This window comes from Pseudomonas sp. NUPR-001 (assembly GCF_052147955.1).
GTDB lineage: Bacteria > Pseudomonadota > Gammaproteobacteria > Pseudomonadales > Pseudomonadaceae > Aquipseudomonas.
This window is the reverse complement of record NZ_CP197353.1, coordinates 4,570,571-4,590,102: the sequence shown is the minus strand read 5'-3', so window position 1 is coordinate 4,590,102 and position 19,532 is coordinate 4,570,571. Positions and strand designations below refer to the sequence as shown.

20 protein-coding genes and 1 tRNA gene are annotated in these 19,532 nt (G+C 59.8%); 13 read left to right on the top strand and 8 right to left on the bottom strand.

The window, feature by feature from the left end:
* Positions 1-23 precede the first annotated feature (23 nt).
* From queE to ACP6KB_RS20970, 6 genes are all read left to right on the top strand, one after another.
* Entirely contained in the window at positions 24-671 is a 648-nt protein-coding gene (gene queE / locus ACP6KB_RS20995; protein WP_442109189.1) for a 7-carboxy-7-deazaguanine synthase QueE, read from the top strand.
* A 14-nt stretch (positions 672-685) separates the two neighbouring features.
* A complete protein-coding gene (gene queC, locus ACP6KB_RS20990; protein ID WP_442109188.1) occupies positions 686-1,360 on the top strand; it encodes a 7-cyano-7-deazaguanine synthase QueC in 675 nt (224 codons plus the stop codon).
* A gap of 61 nt (positions 1,361-1,421) precedes the next feature.
* A tRNA-Lys gene (locus ACP6KB_RS20985) sits at positions 1,422-1,497 on the top strand.
* Positions 1,498-1,700: 203 nt separating this feature from the next.
* Positions 1,701-2,594 (top strand): glycosyltransferase family 2 protein, encoded by an 894-nt coding sequence (locus tag ACP6KB_RS20980; RefSeq protein ID WP_442109187.1) that lies wholly within the window; start codon positions 1,701-1,703, stop codon positions 2,592-2,594.
* A 99-nt stretch (positions 2,595-2,693) separates the two neighbouring features.
* Positions 2,694-3,371, top strand: a complete 678-nt coding sequence (locus tag ACP6KB_RS20975; RefSeq protein WP_442114356.1) for a CatB-related O-acetyltransferase — start codon at positions 2,694-2,696, stop codon at positions 3,369-3,371.
* Complete coding sequence (locus tag ACP6KB_RS20970) at positions 3,349-4,005, top strand: peptidoglycan DD-metalloendopeptidase family protein (protein WP_442114355.1); 657 nt, start codon at positions 3,349-3,351, stop codon at positions 4,003-4,005. The genes ACP6KB_RS20975 and ACP6KB_RS20970 overlap by 23 nt, the downstream gene beginning before the upstream one ends.
* Before the next feature lie 7 nt (positions 4,006-4,012).
* Here the strand turns inward: ACP6KB_RS20970 and ACP6KB_RS20965 are convergent, their stop codons facing one another.
* The 5 genes from ACP6KB_RS20965 to ACP6KB_RS20945 form a co-directional block, all read right to left on the bottom strand.
* The gene (locus ACP6KB_RS20965) at positions 4,013-5,392 is read right to left on the bottom strand and encodes a DUF1254 domain-containing protein (RefSeq protein ID WP_442114354.1); all 1,380 of its coding nucleotides are present in this window, start codon (positions 5,390-5,392) and stop codon (positions 4,013-4,015) included.
* Between the two features lie 8 nt (positions 5,393-5,400).
* Complete coding sequence (locus ACP6KB_RS20960; RefSeq protein WP_442109186.1) at positions 5,401-5,811, bottom strand: hypothetical protein; 411 nt, start codon at positions 5,809-5,811, stop codon at positions 5,401-5,403.
* A 102-nt stretch (positions 5,812-5,913) separates the two neighbouring features.
* Complete coding sequence (locus tag ACP6KB_RS20955; RefSeq protein WP_442109185.1) at positions 5,914-7,209, bottom strand: NAD(P)/FAD-dependent oxidoreductase; 1,296 nt, start codon at positions 7,207-7,209, stop codon at positions 5,914-5,916.
* A gap of 14 nt (positions 7,210-7,223) precedes the next feature.
* Positions 7,224-8,312 (bottom strand): polyamine ABC transporter substrate-binding protein, encoded by a 1,089-nt coding sequence (locus ACP6KB_RS20950; protein WP_442109184.1) that lies wholly within the window; start codon positions 8,310-8,312, stop codon positions 7,224-7,226.
* A gap of 50 nt (positions 8,313-8,362) precedes the next feature.
* On the bottom strand, positions 8,363-9,721 hold the full coding sequence (locus ACP6KB_RS20945; protein ID WP_442109183.1) for a glutamine synthetase family protein: 1,359 nt from the start codon (positions 9,719-9,721) through the stop codon (positions 8,363-8,365).
* Positions 9,722-9,894: 173 nt separating this feature from the next.
* On the opposite strand from ACP6KB_RS20945, the gene ACP6KB_RS20940 reads away from it, so the two are divergent.
* From ACP6KB_RS20940 to nadA, 4 genes are all read left to right on the top strand, one after another.
* Positions 9,895-10,806, top strand: a complete 912-nt coding sequence (locus tag ACP6KB_RS20940) for a helix-turn-helix domain-containing protein (RefSeq protein WP_442109182.1) — start codon at positions 9,895-9,897, stop codon at positions 10,804-10,806.
* Between the two features lie 92 nt (positions 10,807-10,898).
* The gene (locus ACP6KB_RS20935; RefSeq protein ID WP_442109181.1) at positions 10,899-11,768 is read left to right on the top strand and encodes an isocitrate lyase/PEP mutase family protein; all 870 of its coding nucleotides are present in this window, start codon (positions 10,899-10,901) and stop codon (positions 11,766-11,768) included.
* 52 nt (positions 11,769-11,820) lie between these two features.
* Positions 11,821-13,320, top strand: coding sequence for a YdgA family protein (locus tag ACP6KB_RS20930; protein ID WP_442109180.1), 1,500 nt, complete (start codon positions 11,821-11,823; stop codon positions 13,318-13,320).
* A gap of 237 nt (positions 13,321-13,557) precedes the next feature.
* Positions 13,558-14,616 carry a quinolinate synthase NadA gene (gene nadA / locus ACP6KB_RS20925; protein WP_442109179.1) on the top strand — a complete coding sequence of 353 codons (1,059 nt, stop codon included), beginning with the start codon at positions 13,558-13,560 and terminating at the stop codon, positions 14,614-14,616.
* Positions 14,617-14,695: 79 nt separating this feature from the next.
* On the opposite strand, the gene ACP6KB_RS20920 is transcribed toward nadA, so the two are convergent.
* On the bottom strand, positions 14,696-16,129 hold the full coding sequence (locus ACP6KB_RS20920; protein WP_442109178.1) for a M48 family metalloprotease: 1,434 nt from the start codon (positions 16,127-16,129) through the stop codon (positions 14,696-14,698).
* A gap of 103 nt (positions 16,130-16,232) precedes the next feature.
* On the opposite strand from ACP6KB_RS20920, the gene ACP6KB_RS20915 reads away from it, so the two are divergent.
* The 3 genes from ACP6KB_RS20915 (at position 16,233) to ACP6KB_RS20905 (ending at position 18,285) form a co-directional block, all read left to right on the top strand.
* Positions 16,233-16,472 carry a sulfurtransferase TusA family protein gene (locus ACP6KB_RS20915; RefSeq protein WP_442109177.1) on the top strand — a complete coding sequence of 80 codons (240 nt, stop codon included), beginning with the start codon at positions 16,233-16,235 and terminating at the stop codon, positions 16,470-16,472.
* Between the two features lie 24 nt (positions 16,473-16,496).
* Positions 16,497-17,567, top strand: coding sequence for an AI-2E family transporter (locus ACP6KB_RS20910; protein ID WP_442109176.1), 1,071 nt, complete (start codon positions 16,497-16,499; stop codon positions 17,565-17,567).
* Positions 17,568-18,018: 451 nt separating this feature from the next.
* Positions 18,019-18,285, top strand: a complete 267-nt coding sequence (locus ACP6KB_RS20905; RefSeq protein ID WP_442109175.1) for a DUF3077 domain-containing protein — start codon at positions 18,019-18,021, stop codon at positions 18,283-18,285.
* A 121-nt stretch (positions 18,286-18,406) separates the two neighbouring features.
* Here the strand turns inward: ACP6KB_RS20905 and ACP6KB_RS20900 are convergent, their stop codons facing one another.
* On the bottom strand, positions 18,407-18,880 hold the full coding sequence (locus ACP6KB_RS20900) for a peroxiredoxin (RefSeq protein WP_442109174.1): 474 nt from the start codon (positions 18,878-18,880) through the stop codon (positions 18,407-18,409).
* An 11-nt stretch (positions 18,881-18,891) separates the two neighbouring features.
* On the bottom strand, positions 18,892-19,452 hold the full coding sequence (locus ACP6KB_RS20895) for a glycine cleavage system protein R (protein ID WP_442109173.1): 561 nt from the start codon (positions 19,450-19,452) through the stop codon (positions 18,892-18,894).
* Positions 19,453-19,532: the final 80 nt, after the last annotated feature.

Here is a 19,532-nt window from a genome sequence, read left to right as displayed (position 1 = left end):
TAGCTGTTACGCCCGTGGCGACTATGCAAGAAACATTACGTATTACCGAAGTTTTTTACTCTTTGCAGGGTGAAACGCGTACCGCCGGGCTGCCCACGGTATTTGTCCGTCTCACCGGCTGCCCGCTGCGCTGCCAGTATTGCGACAGCGAATACGCCTTCAGCGGTGGCAGCATCCGCACCCTCGACTCGATCCTCGAACAGGTCGCCGGCTTCAAGCCGCGCTATGTCTGTGTCACCGGCGGCGAACCGCTGGCCCAGCCCAATGCCATTCCTCTGCTCAAGCAGCTTTGTGACGCGGGCTATGACGTTTCCCTCGAAACCAGCGGCGCGCTGGATATTTCCAAGGTCGACACGCGGGTCAGTCGGGTCGTTGACCTGAAAACCCCGGGTTCCGAGGAAGTGCACCGTAATCGTTACGAGAACATCGAGCTGCTGACCCCGAATGATCAGGTCAAGTTCGTCATTTGTTCGCGTGAAGACTATGACTGGGCGGTGTCCAAACTCATTCAGTACGGCCTGGAAAAGCGAGCGGGTGAAGTGCTGTTCTCGCCAAGCCACCACCAGGTGAGTGCAACTGACCTTGCCGATTGGATCGTGGCCGACAATTTGCCGGTTCGTTTTCAACTGCAGCTGCACAAGCTGCTGTGGAATGACGAGCCGGGACGCTGACAGGAGTGAATGCAATGACTGAGAAACGTGCGGTAATTCTGCTTTCCGGTGGCCTGGACTCGGCCACTGTGGTGGCCATGGCCAAGGCCGACGGCTACAGCTGCTACACCATGAGCTTCGACTACGGCCAGCGTCATCGTGCCGAGCTCGACGCCGCTGCACGGGTTGCCCGTGACCTGGGGGTGGTTGAGCACAAGGTGATTGGCCTGAACCTGGACGGCATTGGCGGTTCGGCCCTGACCGACAGCAGTATTGACGTGCCTGAGGCGCCGAGTGAGGGTATCCCGGTGACTTACGTGCCAGCACGTAACACCGTGTTCCTGTCCCTGGCGCTGGGCTGGGCCGAGGTGCTTGAGGCGCGGGATATCTTTATCGGTGTCAACGCGGTGGACTATTCGGGCTATCCTGATTGCCGTCCGGAGTTCGTCGAGGCGTTCGAGCGCATGGCCAACCTGGCCACCAAGGCCGGTGTCGAGGGCGAAGGTTTTCGCATCCAGGCGCCGCTGCAAAACTTGAGCAAGGCGCAGATCGTCCAGGCCGGTGTTGCCCGTGGCGTCGATTACAGCCTGACGGTTTCCTGCTATCAAGCCGACGACGAAGGCCGTGCCTGCGGTAAATGCGACAGCTGCCGCCTGCGCGCCGACGGCTTTAAAGCGGCGGGTGTAGAAGACCCAACACGATATTTTTAAATTATTTTGCGATGGGGTGTTGATTTCCTGTTAGAAATCAGTATTATACGCGCCATCCAACGGGTCGTTAGCTCAGTTGGTAGAGCAGTTGGCTTTTAACCAATTGGTCGTAGGTTCGAATCCTACACGACCCACCATACGCTGTAAGTCAAAGCCCGCGTCCTGAAAAGGTCGCGGGCTTTGTCGTTTCTGACTGTTAAAAACTTCGGGCAGTTGAACTGTAGGTCGGCACAGCTCATGACAACGGCGCCGACTTCACGCATCATGGTGCCCAATTCAAATTTGGCTCCAATCAGGAACAGATCCGCTAGCCGGGTCAGGCATGAGGCATGAAGCAACAATGACTGATGGTCGTATCAACGCAGATCCCCAGGCCGCGCCTACACAGCCGCTGGTGTCGATCGTCGCCCCTTGCTACAACGCCGAGAAGTACCTTGAGGTGGCCCTGCAGAGCATTTTTGCTCAGGACTATGGCAACTTCGAAGTAATCATCGTCGACGATGGCTCGACCGACAACAGTGTCGCCATGCTGCGCGCGTTGCAGCAGACCTACGACTTTCAGCTCTTCACCCAGGCCAACCAAGGGGTCAGCGCTACCCTGAACAATGGCCTGGCCCATGCCAAGGGCGTTTACGTTTCAACGCCTGATCTGGACGACATCATGCTGCCTCATTCGATCAGCGTGAGAGCGCGTTACCTCGACGAACACCCTAAGGTCGGGTGTGTGGGCGCACTGATCTCCTACATGGACAGTGACGGTGTCGAGATCAAGACGCAGCACCGCACCAAAGTGAAGAAATACAGCTTCGATGAGATTGTCAGCGGGGCGGTGGTCATGGGCGCGCCGGGGGCGCTGTACCGCATGGAGGCCATGAAGGCTGCCAACTTCTACGACCCGACGATCAAGGTTCAGGACTTTCAGATGACCCTGCGCATCGCCAGCAAGGGTTACGAGGTGCATGAGATACCGGTATGTGTAACACGCTACCGTCGTCACCCCAATAACCTGTCGAAGCGCTTCAAGGTGTTGCTTGATGCCGATATGCGGGCCATGGCGCCGTTCAAGTCCCATCCAGGCTATGAGAAGGGCAGGGCGGTGTTGGTGCACAAAGCGTTGAAGTACGCGGTGGTGTCGGACAAGAAGTACGCCTGGCGCCTGTTGCGTTCAATTCCGCTGAAGCACTACAACCGAACAACGTTCAGGCGCCTGAAGCGCTTGGTGCTGCACCGCTGATGCCCCTCTAATAAAAGCAAAATTGCTGCCAGCAAGGAATCCTGTGTGAAGCTTCTCGACATCCTGAAGAATCGGCGAGAGCGCAAGCGACTGCGCGCGATGGACAAGCTTGAACGTTCGGCCGAGAAAATCCGTCTGCAGTACCCGCGATACACCGTGGGCGTAGGCACCTACGGGATTCCCGAAGTGGTCGAGTTTGGCGACGACGCGGTGCTCAAGGTGGGCTCCTACACCTCGATCGCTGCGGGTGTGCAGATTTTGCTGGGTGGTGAGCATCGCACGGATTGGCTTACCACCTATCCCTTTCCGGCAATGGTCGATGAAGTCAAAGACATCAAGGATTACGCGCCGAGCAAAGGCGATGTGGTCATTGGTAGCGACTGCTGGATTTGCACCAATGCAGTCATCCTCTCCGGGGTGACCATTGGTCACGGCGCGATTGTGGCGGCTGGGGCGATGGTCACCCGTGATGTGCAACCCTTTGCGGTGGTCGGCGGTAACCCCTGCAAGCAGATCCGCTGGCGCTTTGAGGAAGAGGTGCGCACCTTGCTGCTGGAGGCGGCGTGGTGGGACTGGCCGATGGATGAAGTCAAAGCGGTGTCCAGAATGTTGTGCAGCTCCGATCTGGACAGTTTTATCGCCTACATTAAGGGCGCAACGCGTAGCAGCTGCCTCTGCTTGATGTGCGGTCGCAGGCTTACTGGTGTGTGGGAAAGGATGTGGTGTTTTGTTCAGAATTGTTCTGATCGCCCTGATGCTGGCGATATCTGCTTGTAGTTCTCAGCCCCCCAGCCAGAGTGTTTCTGCCAACAAGGTGGTGGCGGGCAGTTACAAGGTTAAGCGTGGCGATACCCTGTATTCGATCGCCTCACGCCATGGCTGGAATTTCAAGGAATTGGCGCGCTACAACGGCATCAATCCGCCTTATGCGGTAAACGTTGGCCAGACCATCCGTTTTGGCGGCGCCAAAACCACTACGCGCCCTGCAACCCGCACCGCGAGCAAACAGAAGCCGGTTGCTCCGGCCTCCAAGGTGACCTTGCGTGGTTGGGCGTGGCCGCTGGAAGGGGCGGTGATTGGCCGGTACTCGGCGGCCGACAAACTCAGCAAGGGCATTCGTATCGCCGCTCGCCAAGGGCAGCCAGTGTTCGCCAGTCTGGGTGGCAAGGTTGCGTTTGCCACCAATATCCGCGGTTACGGCAACCTGATCATCCTTCAGCACGGCACCTCGCATGCCAGTGTCTACGGCCACAACAGCAAGTTGCTGGTCAAGGAAGGCCAAACCGTCAGCAAGGGCCAGAAGATTGCCGAAGCGGGTGACCTGGATGCCGATCGCGTGCAGCTGTATTTCGAGATTCGTCAGAACGGCAAGCCCTTGGACCCGTTGAGCGTGCTGCCTGCTTCCAGCTGAGGGTCAGCTACGGCAACTTCTGAGGTGTCAGCGCTGGCAGTTTCCACTGTCCGCTGGCAACCTGCGGGCCAGGCATGTACAGCCGCAACATGGCGTAAAAGCGCCCGTCCGGCGTCGGCAGCCAGTTGCTCTGCAGGTTGCTCCCGGGTGCTTCGTGCTGCAGGTAAAGGGTCAGGCCGCCGTCCGCATCGCGTTTGAGTTGATCGAGCATCCGTGAGGTGATCTGGTAGCGCTTGAGCGGGTTGTCGATCGGCAGTCGGCTATCGCCGTCGTACAGGGTCAGTGACCAGAAGGCTCGAGCGGGCGGCAATTGGCCTTTGGCAAAGTGCAAGGTGTAGGCGTATGTGCCGGCATCCAGGGGCTGGCCCCGCGCATCGCTGGCGTAGTTCATCTGTGTGGCTTCTTCGACGGAATCACCGAATAGCTCGAGTGCAGCGCCGGCATAGCGGTACAGGTACGGGTTGTCGAGCTGTTCATCGCGGCCAAACAGGTCGGCGTTACTCACTTTATGGGTATCGATAAAGTCCTTCCTGAATGCGGCAAACGCTGCCTTGCCGTCGTCAATCCCCGCCTGCAGCGCCTGGTATTGCTCGGCATCCAGGGTGCTTTCCTCGAACGGCTTGTCGATATCGATGCCGATTTTCCTGAAGCGCTGCAGCAGTTCGCTTTCGCTGTCTTGCGCGGGGGCGAAGGCCATCATGAAGTTCAGGTAACGGAACAGTGCCGGGCTGTCGCTGATGCCGGGCTGTGGCCTGATCCACGCGACAGCCGGCAGGATCGGAGGAGGCGACTGATCGAGGAAGCTGCTCAACGCTTCGACGTTGTAGCCTTGCTGGATCGCCCTGACAGTGCTCAGGTCTGCCTCGTTGAACACTTGGGTGCGGTAGCGGGCATAGACGATCTGGCTGTCGCTGTGGATCACCTTGTCGATGCCGTCAGGTGTGGGCCCTTGCCAGGCTGGCCCGGCGATCAAGAAGTGGCCGCCTTTGTTGCCGCTGCTGCGGGTGCCCAGGTAGGCGAAGTTCTGTGTGTAGAGGTCGATCAGTTGCGTGGAGTAGTAGCGGTTGTCTTCGATCGGCGGCAGGGTCAGTACCTGGGGCTCGCTGCGCAGGTCCATCCATACCCATGAGTAGCGCGTGTCCAGGTTTGGGGCGCCGTCGTTCGTTACGAACACCTCGTCGCTGTTGGCAATCTGGTTGAACGGGGCTTTATAGCCTGGGCTACCCATGTCCACGGCCTGGGTGAACAGGGTCTTGTACATCTCTACTACGGGAAAGCCGTAGAGATAGGCTTCCTTGGCGATCTGCCGGGCTTCGTCGAGGCTGGCATTGAACTCGGCCTGGGCGGTGGCGATCGATAGCAGCAACGCCACAGGCAGGCCCAGCAGTCTTCGTCTCATTGTCTGTACTTGATGACAATGCCTTTGAGTTTGCGTCCTTCAATGGAGTGAATATCGCGGTCCCACAGCGGGCCACTGACGTAGGCGGACACCGGCTGGATGCGGTCATAGACCACCACAACGGCGTCGCCACCGATACTGGCAGCCTGCTCGCGCAGCTTCTGCTCGACCTCGGTAATCGGCGGTGGTGGTTCGACGCTGGCGTCGACGACAATCTCGCCGAGGCGGTCATGCGGGCGCAACGGCTCGGTGCGCAGCACCTCGACCGCGCCGGCGTTGGTCGGGGCAAAATGCGGTGCACCAACGTATTCGGTGGTGCGCGCATCAATGTTGGTGCAGCCGCCAACGGTTAACGCCAGGGCAGCCAGCAGTGCGCCCTGAGCCAGGCGCCAGCGAGCGGTATTCATCTGTCGATTCCCTCCGAAGCCGATCATCGGTTGAGACCAGAACTTAATTGAAAATAGCTGCAATTAAGGTGCTCGCAAGCGGCCGCAGAGAAATCGCTGCACTCAGCCCAGTGCTTCGCGCAGCCGGTACCACATCATCCCCAGGGCCAATAGCGGCGAGCGCAATGCCTTGCCGCCGGGGAAGGTCATGTGCGGTACAGCACTGAAGACGTCCATGCCCTGACTGTGGCCGAGATGAATGGCCTCGGCAAGCAAGCGTGCGGTCCAGTGTGTGACGTTCAAACCGTGACCGGAATAGCCTTGGGCGTAGTACACATTAGGGTGCTGGGACAGGCGGCCGACTTGCGGGAAACGGTTGGCGGTAATGCCGATCTTGCCACCCCATTGGAACTCGATGCGGGTATTGGCCAGTTGCGGGAACACCTTGAGCATTTTCGGGCGCATGTACGCGGCAATGTCCAGCGGGTCGCGCCCGGAGTAATGGCAGGCACCGCCAAACAGCAGGCGTTTGTCTGCTGTCAGGCGATAGTAATCCAGGCCGACTTTCTGGTCGCAGAGTGCCAGGTTCTGCGGGATCAGTTCATTGGCCAGCGCCGGTGACAGCGGCTCGGTGGCAATGATGTAGCTACCGGCCGGTAGCACCTTGCCGCTCAGGCGTGGTTCCAGTTCCTCCAGGTGCGCGTTGCAGCCCAGCACCAGGCTGCCGGCGCGCACACTGCCGTGCGCACAGCGAACCTGCACGGTGCTGCCATGATTGATCTCCAGCACCGGGCTGTGTTCGAAAATCCTCACGCCAAGCGAAGCGGCAACGCGCGCTTCGCCCAGCACCAGGTTGAGCGGGTGCAGGTGGCCCGAGCCGCGGTCAATCAGGCCGCCAGCGTACACCGAGGAGGCGACCACCTCATGCATCTGCTCAGGGCTGACCAGTTGGGTTTCGTGCCGGTAGCCCAAGGCAGCGAGGCTGTGTTGTTCGTCACGAAAGGCCGCGTATTGCGCGGGTGTATTGGCCAGTTCACAAAAGCCCCAGCGCAGGTCGCAGTCGATGTTGTGTTCGCGAATGCGCTCGGCCACCACCTCGACCGAGTCGATACCGGCGCGCTGCAGGTATTTGACGCCGTCCTGGCCGACGTAGCGGGCAAACCCTTCGACCTCATGGCCAATGCCGCGGATCAGCTGGCCGCCGTTGCGCCCGCTGGCGCCCCAGCCAATGCGCCGGGCTTCCAACAAGATCACCGACAGGCCGCGTTGGGCCAGTTCGATGGCGGTGTTGACGCCGGTAAAGCCGCCGCCGATGACGCACACATCGGCAATCAGATCGGCGTTGAGGGCTGGGTGTTCGGGCATCGAACCGACCGATGCCCGGTAGTAGGAGCTGGCATGTTGTGCAGCAGTATTCATTGCGGTGTCCTGGCTCATTTGTTCGACTTCACTTTGCTCCAGGAGCGGGTCATCAGGCGCATGATCGCCGGAGTCGGGGTGTTGGATACGTAGAGCTTGTCCAGCACTTCCTGCGGCGGGTAGATCTCAGGGTTATTGACCAGCTCGGCATCCATGTACTGCTTGGCCGGTGGGTTAGCGTTGGCATAGCCGACCGTGGCACTGACCTTGGCGATCACCTTGGGGTCGAGCAAGTAGTTGAGGAAGGCGTAGGCCTCTTTCGGGTTGCTGGCATCGGAAGGGATGGCCAGCAGGTCAAACCACAGGTTGCTGCCTTCCTTGGGGATCGAGTAGGCCACTTTCACGCCGTTGTTGGCTTCTTTGGCGCGGTTGGCTGCCTGGAACACGTCGCCGGAGTAGCCGAAGGCGACGCAGATATCGCCGTTGGCCAGGTCCGAGACGTACTTCGAGGAGTGGAAGTAGGTGATGTAGGGGCGCAGGGTCAGCAGCTTGGCTTCGGCCTTCTTGTAGTCTTCCGGGTTGCTGCTGCGTGGGTCCATGCCCATGTAGTTGAGCACCGCCGGGAACAGCTCGTCAGCCGAGTCCATGAACGACACGCCGCACTTGCTGAGCTTTTTCAGGTTTTCCGGTTCGAACATCACCGCCCACGAGTCGATGTGATCGACGCCCAGCACCTGCTTGACCTTGTCGACGTTGTAACCGATGCCGTTGGTGCCCCACAGGTAGGGAACCGAGTGCTGGTTACCGGCGTCGTTCTCTTCCAAGGCCTTTAGCAGCACCGGGTCGAGGTTCTTCCAGTTCGGCAATTGCTTGCGGTCGAGCTTGAGGAACGCGCCAGCAGACACCTGGCGCGCGAGGAAATGGTTGGAAGGCACGACCACGTCGTAGCCGGTACGACCGGCCAGCAACTTGCCTTCCAGGGTTTCGTTGGAGTCGAACACGTCATAGATGACCTTGATACCGGTGCTGCCCTGAAAGTCCGCCAGGGTGGTATCACCGATATAGTCGGTCCAGTTGTACACGCTGACACTGGGCTGGGCCTGGGCCACGGCGCTGACCAGCAGCGCCAGGGTTGCACTTGCAACTGTTTTCAATGAACGCATATCGACACCTTTTTTAAATTGTTTTATCGATGTGGGTAACGCGGTATTGCTCAGACGCTGAGCAGCAGGAATTCACGCTCCCAGGAACTGATGACCCGTTTGAAGTTTTCATGTTCGGCGCGTTTGACCGCGACATAGCCACGGACGAACTTGCTGCCCAGGTGCTGCTCGACGCTCGGGCAGTCTTCCATGTTGGCCAGGGCGTCTTCGATGGTGATCGGCAGGCGCAGGTTGCGTCGCTCATAGGCGCGGCCTTGTACCGGGGCGCTGGGGTTGATCTTCTCGACCATGCCCAGGTAGCCGCACAGCAGGCTGGCGGCAATCGCCAGGTAGGGGTTGGCGTCGGCACCCGGCAAGCGGTTTTCCACGCGCATCGCCTCTGGGCTTGAGGTAGGTACACGCAGGCCCACGGTGCGGTTCTCTTCACCCCATTCGACGTTTACCGGTGCCGAGGTGTCGGGCAGGAAGCGGCGGAACGAGTTGACGTTGGGGGCGAACATCGGCAGTACCTTGGGGATGTACTTCTGCAGGCCGCCGATGTGGTGCAGGAACAGCTCGCTCATCTGCCCGTCGTCGTTGACAAAGATCGGCTTGCCGGTGGCGATGTCGACCACGCTCTGGTGCAGGTGCATGGCGCTGCCGGGCTCATCGCCCACGGGCTTGGCCATGAAGGTGGCGGTGACGTTGTGCTTGAGCGCCGCTTCGCGCATGGTGCGCTTGAATACGGTGATCTGGTCGGCAAGGTCGAGGGCGTCGCCGTGACGGAAGTTGATCTCCATCTGCGCCGGGCCGTCTTCGTGGATCAGGGTGTCGAGGTCCAGGCCCTGGGCTTCGCACCAGTCATAGACGTCTTCGAACAGCGGGTCGAATTCGTTGGCAGCATCGATGGAGAACGACTGCCGACCGCTTTCGGCGCGGCCAGAGCGACCCAGTGGTGCCAGCAGCGGCAAGTCTGGGTCTTCGCAGCGTTGGGTCAGGTAGAACTCCATTTCCGGTGCGACGATCGGCTGCCAGCCTTTGTCGGCATACAGTTTGAGGACCTTTTTCAGGACGTTGCGCGGCGACAGCTCAATCGGGTTGCCTTGCTTGTCGAAGGTGTCGTGGATGACGATGGCGGTGGGCTCCAGCGCCCATGGCACCACGTAGACCGCAGCCGAGTCCGGGCGGCAGATCATGTCGATATCGGCCGGATCGAGCAGGTCGTAGTAGATATCGTCGTCGACGAAATCCCCGGTTACCGTTTGCAACAACACACTTTCCGGCAGGCGCATGCCTCGCTCATGCAGGAACTTGTTGGTGGGTGCAATTTTGCCGCGGGCGATACCGGTCAGGTCACTGACCACGCACTCGACTTCGGTAATCTTGTGTTCTTTCAGCCACGCAGACAGCTGATCGAAAGGGGCATTCATAAAGACCTCGTTATTGGTTTTATTACGCGCCAGGACCAGCGTTCAAGGCCGGTATGCCGTCTGGACGACTTCCCCTGCAGCGCGTTGCGGTTTATCTTGGGCGAGCTTTGCACATCCATCTATCCACTTTCTGCAAGACAAAACGCACCAAAAGAGTGCGTAAAGAGCAGCTCATGAGCGCGGAAAATTCGCTTCAAGTACAAGCATTCAGCACTGCCGATGTCGGCGAACAGGTGCGTGCCACGCCCAGCTGGACTCAGCATTACCAGCAGATGTCGCCGGGGCATTTCGCAGGCCAAGTGCGCTGCCTGGACTTGCACGGGGTGGAAATTTACGAAGAGTTCATGAATACCCGGGTCGAGCAGAATTTCAGCGCGCCACCGGGGGCCCTGGCGTTCTGTTTCGACCGCACCGACAACAGCCTGTACCTGCTCAATGGCGAAAGCCGCAACATCTGGATCACCCCGGAGAACTACCAGGAAGTGGCGGTGGTGTTCGGCCCCGAGTTCGTTCAGCGCCATCGCCTGGACATCGGCCGCCTTGAAGGTCTGTTCATGGCGCCACTCAACTCTACGCAGAACGCGCTGTTCGGCCGCTGGCTGAGCAGCACCCTGACGCGTCTTGGGCAGGAGATCGATCCGCCGAGCCGCGAAGCCCTCGCTGAACAGCTGTTCGAAGACTGCTTGTTTATCCTCGATAACGCGTGCATTTGCCTGGATCGTGGCGCTTTGTGGCGGCGTTCGGAAGAGCGCAACATCATGCGCCGGGTGGGCGAGTGGGCCGCCGATTGTCCAGAGGAAACCCTTAACTTGCTGGAGCTGGCGCAGGTTGCCGGGGTGTCGTTGCGTCAACTGCAGCAGGCGTTCAAGGCGTTCACCGGCATGACCCCGGCACATTGGCTGCGCTTGCGCCGCCTGAACAGTGCGCGCCGTGAGTTGCTAGGCAGTCGGGCGGGTTCCAGTACCGTGGCAGAAGTAGCCATGCATTGGTCGTTCTGGCATCTGGGGCGTTTCTCCAGCAGCTACCAGCAACTGTTCAAAGAGTTGCCCAGTGAGACGCTGAAACGAACGCAGCAGCGCACTTGAGCAGGGAAAAGCCGGCTATCTGATGCTGTCGGTCAGAGGGCCTGCAGTGGTATGTTCTCTCCAATAAATGAAGTCGATAAATCGGAAAGACCATGCCAAGAGCCTCCCACCAAGACCTGCGTCGCGCGTTTCGTCAACTCCTTGCTTCTCCCGCCTGTTACCACACGGCTTCCGTGTTTGATCCGATGTCAGCACGTATCGCCGCCGACCTGGGTTTCGAGGTGGGCATTCTCGGTGGTTCGGTCGCTTCCCTGCAGGTGCTGGCTGCACCTGATTTTGCCCTGATCACCCTCAGCGAGTTCGCCGAGCAGGCCACGCGTATTGGCCGGGTGGCCCAGTTGCCGGTGATTGCCGACGCCGACCATGGCTACGGCAACGCCCTGAACGTCATGCGCACGGTGACTGAACTGGAACGTGCCGGTATCGCCGCGCTGACCATCGAAGACACCTTGCTGCCTGCCCAGTTCGGGCGCAAATCCACCGACCTGATCAGCATTGCCGAAGGCGTTGGCAAAATTCGCGCAGCCCTGGAGGCGCGCGTCGATCCGGAGCTGTCGATTATCGCCCGGACCAACGCTGCACTGATTCCGGTTGAAGAAGTGATCGCCCGTACCGTGGCCTATCAGAACGCTGGCGCCGATGCCCTGTGCATGGTCGGCATTCGTGATTTCGAACACCTTGAGCAGATCGCCAAGCACCTGAGCGTGCCCTTGATGCTGGTCACCTATGGCAATCCACAGTTGCACGATGACGCGCGTTTGGCACAATTGGGTGTGCGCATTGCCGTCGACGGCCATGGCGCTTACTTCGCGGCGATCAAAGCAACCTACGACTGTCTGCGCGAACAGCGCCGGATCACCAGTAGCGCCTCGGACCTGAGCGCCACCGAACTTACCCATACCTACACCGTACCGGGCGACTACATCGTCTGGGCCCGTGAGTACATGGACGTAAACGAATAGGCCACCGGCCTTGCTGCAACAACTCTTAACAAATGGACAAGCGGGACAATTCATGAAGAAGACAGTGGGTGTACTTTCAGGGCTCGTGGTTGCCGTGGCCGCAGTGGCGACGGCAGGAGCCTGGTACACCGGTAAGCAATTGCCAGGCGTGCTCGAACAGGCCATGACCCAAGCCAACATTCAGCTCAAGCAATCGAGCGGGGTGGGTGGCAGCATGACCCTGGAACTGACGTCGTTGGACACGCAACTGTTCACCAGTACCGCGCATTACCGCTTCAAGGTCAAAGACCTGATGGTCGGTGATGAACTACAAAGCTTCGAAATGAGCTTTGTCGATCATATGGAGCACGGCCCTTTTCCTTGGTCTCGGGTCAAGTCGCTCAAGCTGATGCCAGCAATGGCCACCAGCAACTTTGCCGTAGAAAAGGACGCCTTCACCGAGGGCCTGTTTGCCGCCAGTGGTGGTGTTGCGCCGCTGTACGGCCAGAGCACCCTGGGTTACGACGGCTCAACCGACGGCACCCTGATCATGCCGCCCATGCAGGTGAGCGAGGCGGGCGAAACCCAGGTGAAGTTCTCCGGGCTGCAGATTCAAGGCACCGGTACTCGCAATGGTGAGCAGGTCACCTTCACTGGCGATTCGGCCAGCCTGTTCCTGAACCTGACCGAGGCGAACGGTACCCCGCTGAAGGTGGAGCTCAAAGACCTCAAGCTGGGCGGCGACATGAGCCGCAGCGCGTACGGTTTTTATGTTGGCACCATGAGCATGGGCCTGGGCGAGGTCAGTGCGTTGCTTGGCCAGGAGGAAAAAGCGCTGCGCTTCAAGCAACTGGAGCAGAACAACGAGTACCGCGCTGACGGCGACAAGTTCTCCGGCAACATGGTCTACAAAATCGGTGACATCAACTTTGATGGCAATCCGATTGGTTCGACCCAGATGCTCTGGAGCGTGAAGAACTTCGACATCCCGGCTATTCAGGCTCTGGTTGCCTGGTATCAGACTCGTCTGCCGGAGTTCCAGGCGGCAGCCCTGGAAGGTGAGGCCTTGCCGTCGTTGCCGATGACCGAGCAGGAAAGAACCCAGTTCACCGCCAACCTGCAACAAGTGCTGGCGGCCAAGCCACAAATCGCCCTGGATGAGTTCTCGTTCAAGACCGCCAACGGTGAAAGCCGCTTCAGCTTGAGCGTGGTGCTGGACAAGCCTTCCTCTCTGGAGCTGCCGCCAGCTGAACTGTACAAGCAGTTGATCTCTCAGTTGCAGAGCAAGCTGCAGGTGTCCAAGCCGATGGTCGGTGACCTGGCCACGCTGCAGGCCCGCCTGCAAGGGCAGAGCGATGCGCAGGTGCTGGCTCAGCAGGCGTCGCAGGCTGGTGAAATGGTCGCCATGATTGCCCAGCAAAGCCAGATGGCCACGGTGCAGGGCAACGATATCCTTGCCAACCTGCACTATGCCAACGGCATGGTGGAGTTCAACGGCCAGAAAATGACCGTCGAGCAGTTCGCCAGTCTCATTATGGCCAACATCAGTGCCATGCAGGGCGCTGAGGGTTGATCACCGGCTCCGGGGCGGCTGTCTGGTCGCCTCGGGGCTTGTTTGACTAAAAAAACCTTTTGAATTCATCCGATTATCTGTAGCCTTCGGCATCCCATAAAAACCCGAGGCCGCAGAAGGTCTTTGGTTCTGCCTGCACTGCCATTGAGCGCCTTGCCTGCAGAGCCTGTAACCGATTTGCCAGGGCTCGGTGATACACTCGACTTACGCGCACAAGCGCCTGCAGGTCCAGCGATCATGACCCAGATTTCCGAACGCCTTTTGGTCCAAGCCCACCTCGACGCCAAGCAGCCCAAGCCGCTGACGCCCGAGCAAGAGGCCGAATACCGCGCCGCCATCGCCGCCGAACTCAAGGCGCAAAACGCGGTGTTGGTCGCCCATTACTACTGTGATCCGGTGATCCAGGCACTGGCCGAGGAGACTGGCGGCTGCGTGTCCGATTCGCTGGAAATGGCCCGATTCGGCAACAAGCACGAAGCCAGCACGGTGATCGTTGCCGGTGTGCGTTTCATGGGCGAGACGGCGAAAATCCTCAACCCGGAAAAACGCGTGCTGATGCCGACCCTGGAAGCGACCTGTTCGCTCGACCTGGGTTGCCCGGTAGAAGAGTTTTCCGCGTTCTGCGACAAGCACCCGGAGCGTACCGTGGTGGTGTATGCCAACACCTCGGCGGCGGTCAAAGCCCGTGCCGACTGGGTGGTGACGTCCAGTTGCGCACTGGAGATCGTCGAGAGCCTGATGGACAACGGCGAAACGATCATCTGGGGCCCAGACCAGCACCTGGGGCGCTACATCCAGAAGCAAACCGGTGCCGACATGCTGCTGTGGGACGGTGCCTGCATCGTTCACGAAGAGTTCAAATCGCGCCAGCTGGCCGACATGAAAGCCCTGTACCCCGATGCTGCGATCCTGGTGCACCCGGAATCGCCTGAGTCGGTCATCGACCTGGCCGATGCCGTGGGTTCTACCAGCCAGCTGATTGCTGCGGCGCAAACCCTGCCGAACAAAACCTTCATCGTGGCCACCGACCGCGGCATCTTCTACAAGATGCAGCAGCTGTGCCCTGACAAGGTCTTCATCGAGGCGCCTACTGCCGGTAACGGCGCGGCCTGCCGCAGTTGCGCGCATTGCCCGTGGATGGCCATGAACACCCTGGAGCGCACCTTGCAGTGCCTGCGTGAGGGTAGCAATGAGATCTTCGTGGAGCCTGCGCTGATTCCACAGGCGATCAAGCCGCTCAAGCGCATGCTCGATTTCACCCAGGCTGCGCGCATGAAGCTGTCTGGTAATGCTTGAGTGATTTATCGCGGGGCAAGCCCGCTCCTACAGGTGTTCACTGTGGGAGCGGGCTTGCCCCGCGATGCTTCTCAAACCCTCAGCGCATCATTTCCTTGATCATCCGCTGCTGCTCCAGCAACTCACGCTGGCGCGCATCGATTTTCGACGCCAACACGTAGTTGTTGCCCGCCCGCCGCTTGGCATAGTCAAGCTGCTGTATCGCCTGATCATAATCGCCTACTAAAGCAAAGTACTCGGCACGGGCCTGGTGCAGGCCAATGGTATTGCCTGACAACCCACGCACCTCGGCCACGTCGTACCAAACATCAGGGTCGTCCGGACGGTTCTTGAGCAAGGCATCCAGGGCTTTCTCGGCGTCCGCTGGGCGGTTCTGCTTGAGCAGCAGATCAATCCGCGCCTGCTGCAGCGGGTAGTTCGCCGGGTACAGCGAGCGCATGCGCTCAACCCGTTGCTGCGCATCGCCCAGGCGGTTGTTGGTGATGTCCAGGTCAACCTGCGCCAGGTTGTAGGTGATGTCGTTGGGGGCCTTGTCCAGCAAAGGCTTGAGCGCGTCGCGTGCTTCGTTCAGGCGTCCGCCTTTGATCAGCGCAATCGCCAGGCCGTAGCGCGCCGAATCGAGGTTCGGGTTTTCATCGAGCTGGGCACGGAAGCGCTTGGCAGCCAGGCCCGGCGTGCCTTCGTAGATCAGTGCAACGCGGGCGCGAATCAACTGATAGCGCTGGCTGTCTTCGGTGCCGCCCTTGGGCGCTTGTTCCGCGCGGTTGCGGGTGTCGGCGATACGCGATTCGGTTACCGGGTGAGTCAGGAGGAATTCAGGCGGCTTGGCATCGTAGCGGTACTGCCGCATTAGGCGCTCGAACATGCTCGGCATGTTGCGCGGGTCGTAGCCGGCCTTCTCCAGGTTAAGGATACCGATGCGGTCGGCTTCCTGTTCGTTCTGCCGGGAGAAGCGCCGTTGTTCCTGAATGGCAGCGGCCTGGGTACCGGCAATCGCGGCGATACCGGCATCACCGGCGCCGGCAGCCGCAGCGACGATACCGGCCAGCAAGGCCGCCATCATCGGCAACTGCATACGCTGCTGAGCCTCGACTCCACGGGCAAAGTGGCGTTGCGACAAGTGCGCCAATTCGTGCGCCAGTACCGAGGCGTATTCGCCTTCGGTCTGGGCATTGAGGAACAGACCGCCGTTGACCCCGACAATCCCGCCAGGGGCGGCGAAGGCGTTGAGTTCACGGCTGTCGATGAGGATGAATTCCAGGCGTCGGTCTTGTAACTGGCTGGTTTCTGCCAGGCGATAGACGCTGGTCTCGACATAATCCTTGAGCTGGGGATCGTTCAGTTGATTGACATTGCCCCGCAGCAGGCTGAGCCAGGCGCGGCCCAGCTGGTGTTCCTGTTGTGGGGAGACAATGGCAGAACTGGCGTCGCCAAGTGACGGCAGGTCGTCGGCATGGCTGGGGAGCGCCATCAAACAGGCCAGCGTCAGCAGGGTGGGGCGCAGTAAATTCATGCACGAAGCTCTGGTCGACAAAGAACCTTACTGTAGCTGGCTCACACGTTGGCGACCAGTGGCGGTATTCTACGAAGCTTGAACGAACCTGCCCGGAGCCCCGATGAGCACTACCCCGACGTATGACGCCGAACTTGATGCCTGCGGCCTGAACTGCCCGTTGCCGTTGCTCAAGGCAAAAATGGAACTCAACCGCCTGGCCAGTGGCGCCGTGCTCAAGGTGCTGGCCACCGATGCCGGATCGCAGCGTGACTTTCGCACTTTTGCCAAATTGGCCGGTCATACGCTGTTGCTCGAAACAGCCGAGGCAGGTGTGTACACCTACTGGCTGCGTAAAGCCTGAGTTTTTCTCTCCTAAGGATTGTTAATGTTCAAGGTGCTTCGCGACTGGATGCAGCGCTACTTCTCGGATGAAGAAGCAGTGGTGCTGGCGGTGTTGTTGTTTTTGGCGTTTACCGCGGTCCTGACGCTTGGCGGCATGCTGGCGCCGGTGCTTGCCGGGATGGTGCTGGCGTTTCTCATGCAGGGGCTGGTCAACGCCCTGGAGCGCCTGCGGGTGCCGACCCGCTATGCAGTGGGGCTGGTGTTCACCCTGTTCATGGGCGCCTTGGCGGTGTTCTTGCTGGTGCTGGTGCCGTTGCTCTGGCATCAGTTGATCACCTTGTTCAACGAATTGCCGGGCATGCTCGGCAAGTGGCAGTCGTTGTTGCTGCTGTTGCCCGAGCGCTACCCGCACCTGGTCTCTGATGAGCAGGTACTGCAGGCCATCGAAGCCATGCGCGGCGAAATCGGCAAATTCGGCCAGTGGGCGCTGACCTTTTCGCTGTCCAGCCTGCCGCTGCTGGTCAACATCATGATCTACCTGGTGCTGGTGCCGATTCTGGTGTTCTTCTTCCTCAAAGACCGCGAAGTGATTGCGCGCTGGGTCAGTGGTTACCTGCCCCGTGAGCGGGCGCTGATGACCCGGGTGGCGGAAGAAATGAACCGGCAGATTGCCAACTACATCCGCGGCAAAGGCATCGAAATTCTGATTTGCGGGGTGGCGACCTATATCGCCTTCATTGCCCTGGGGCTCAACTATGCGGCGCTGTTGGCGTTGCTGGTGGGCTTGTCGGTGGTGGTGCCGTATGTCGGTGCGGTGGTGGTTACAGTGCCGGTGACGTTGATTGCACTGTTCCAGTGGGGCTGGGGTGATCAGTTCATCTACCTGATGGCGGTGTATGCAATCATCCAGGCGCTGGATGGCAACGTACTGGTGCCACTGTTGTTCTCCGAAGCGGTCAGCCTGCACCCGGTGGCGATCATCTGTGCGGTGTTGCTGTTTGGCGGGCTGTGGGGCTTCTGGGGGATCTTCTTTGCGATCCCGCTGGCGACGCTGTTCAAGGCCGTACTGGATGCCTGGCCGAGGCGTGAGCCGGTGGTTGCGCCGTTGTTGTAACCGCATCGCGGGGCAAGCCCGCTCCCACAGAGTCAGTAATTCCAGGTGGGAGCGGGCTTGCCCCGCGATAAATTCCGGCATCAAAACAATTACCCCGGATAGCTTTCGGAACTATCCTACGCACGCTGCCGCCTTTTCGCTGTTGTACGGAAAGTGCATCAGGGCTAATTTCCTCTGGTCGTCTGTTTTGGCGACCGGGCGTGAGAACCCGATGATGAATATAGCGGCATGCAGTTAATGGCGGCCGTGCGCGGGCAGACTTCGGTCTGGCCGAGTTTTCCTATGTTCCCTCGGTTTCTCACCCCGCGTACGGCTGCCACCCTTTCCTGTGAGAAGGAGAGGTGGCAGCTCCTGATGGAACTAGGAGTTACGCCATGAAAAAGTTAGTCCCCGACCCACCACTTTCTCTTGCTACCAGCCCTTACCACTCCACGAAACGGAGGGCGCAGGCATGAACAACGAATCGCGCCCTGAGACGGTTGGCATCGCAACCTTTATCAGCAGCCAGCAGCCACCTATCGATTTGTTTCAAATTGCACCGGGCGTTCCCTGTGACTACGCGCTGGAGCAGGCTTCAACCTTGCTTGGCTGCGTGCACAAATTGATCATGGCTGGTGTTATGGACGAAGACGACAGCACGGTGTGGGCTGCCTATTACCTCAGCGGGTTTGCCAAGGCAATTATCGATGATGTGCACATGGGGCTGAGGAGAGGTTGAGGCCTGTCGCGGGGCAAGCCCACACTCCAGGTGGGAGCGGGCTTGCCCCGCGAGGCGATCTGGCTGACACACTGCTATCGCGGGGCAAGCCCGCTCCCACAGCAGGGGGCTGCGATCAATATCAGGCCTTGTTCAGGGCCTGAGCTTCAGCCAGTACCGCATCCACATGCCCCGGTACTTTGACCCCACGCCATTCCTTGCGCAGCACACCGTTCTTGTCGATCAGGAAGGTGCTGCGGTCTACGCCCATGTATTCCTTGCCGTACAGCTTCTTCAGCTTGATCACGTCGAACAGTTGGCACAGCGCTTCGTCTTTGTCGCTGATCAGCTCGAACGGAAACGCCTGCTTGGCCTTGAAGTTCTCGTGCGACTTGATGCCGTCACGTGAAACACCGAACACCACGGTGTTGGCCGCTTCAAAGGCCGCATGCTGGTCGCGGAAACCCTGGCCTTCAGTGGTGCAGCCTGGGGTGCTGTCCTTGGGGTAGAAGTACAGCACCACTTGCTTGCCCTTCAGCTGCGCCAGGCTGACGCTCTGGCCACTGGTGGCCTGGGCCTGGAAGTCGGCAACGGCTTGATCGAGTGCAACGGCCATGGGTAATTTCCTTACAGTGGGTTCTGTGGGCGCCAAGGTTCGATCAGCGCATCCAGGTTCAGGGCATCGGCAAAGTCCAGGAACTGGTCACGCAACCAGCTGATCTGCGTGCCGGCCGGCAGGGTCACGGTGAACGTGGCGTTGAGCATGGTGCCGCCGGTCTGTGGGGCCTGGTAGGTGTCGCAGGTGAGGTTTTCCAGCTCGACATGGTGGTCGATGAAGAACTGGCACAGCTCATTGATGATGTCCGGGCGATAGGCCGCGCTCACATAGGCCACGTACGGCAGGGCCAGCGGCCGCACTTCAAGCTCGGCGCTTCTGACCACATTCACGGTGAAGGTGTGCTTCTTGGCCAGCCCCGGCAGGGCCGCCTCGAAGCGCGCCAGGGCGTCCCAGCTGCCGGTAACCTGCAGCACCAGGGCACTGCACTCGCCGTGACGAGTCAGGCGCGAAGTCACCACCGAGCAGCGATTGTCGTTACTGGCCCGGCACAGGATGTTGGTCAGTTCCATGGGGTTGGCGCCCAGGGCACTGATGACAAGGAATTGTTCGCGAATGGTGGGGGTGGACATGCAGCATTCCTAAAGCGATGAGCGGTCGGTACCTGACGGGTCAGAATGGCGGGTGGGCGTGGTCCCGGGGCTCAGGATCG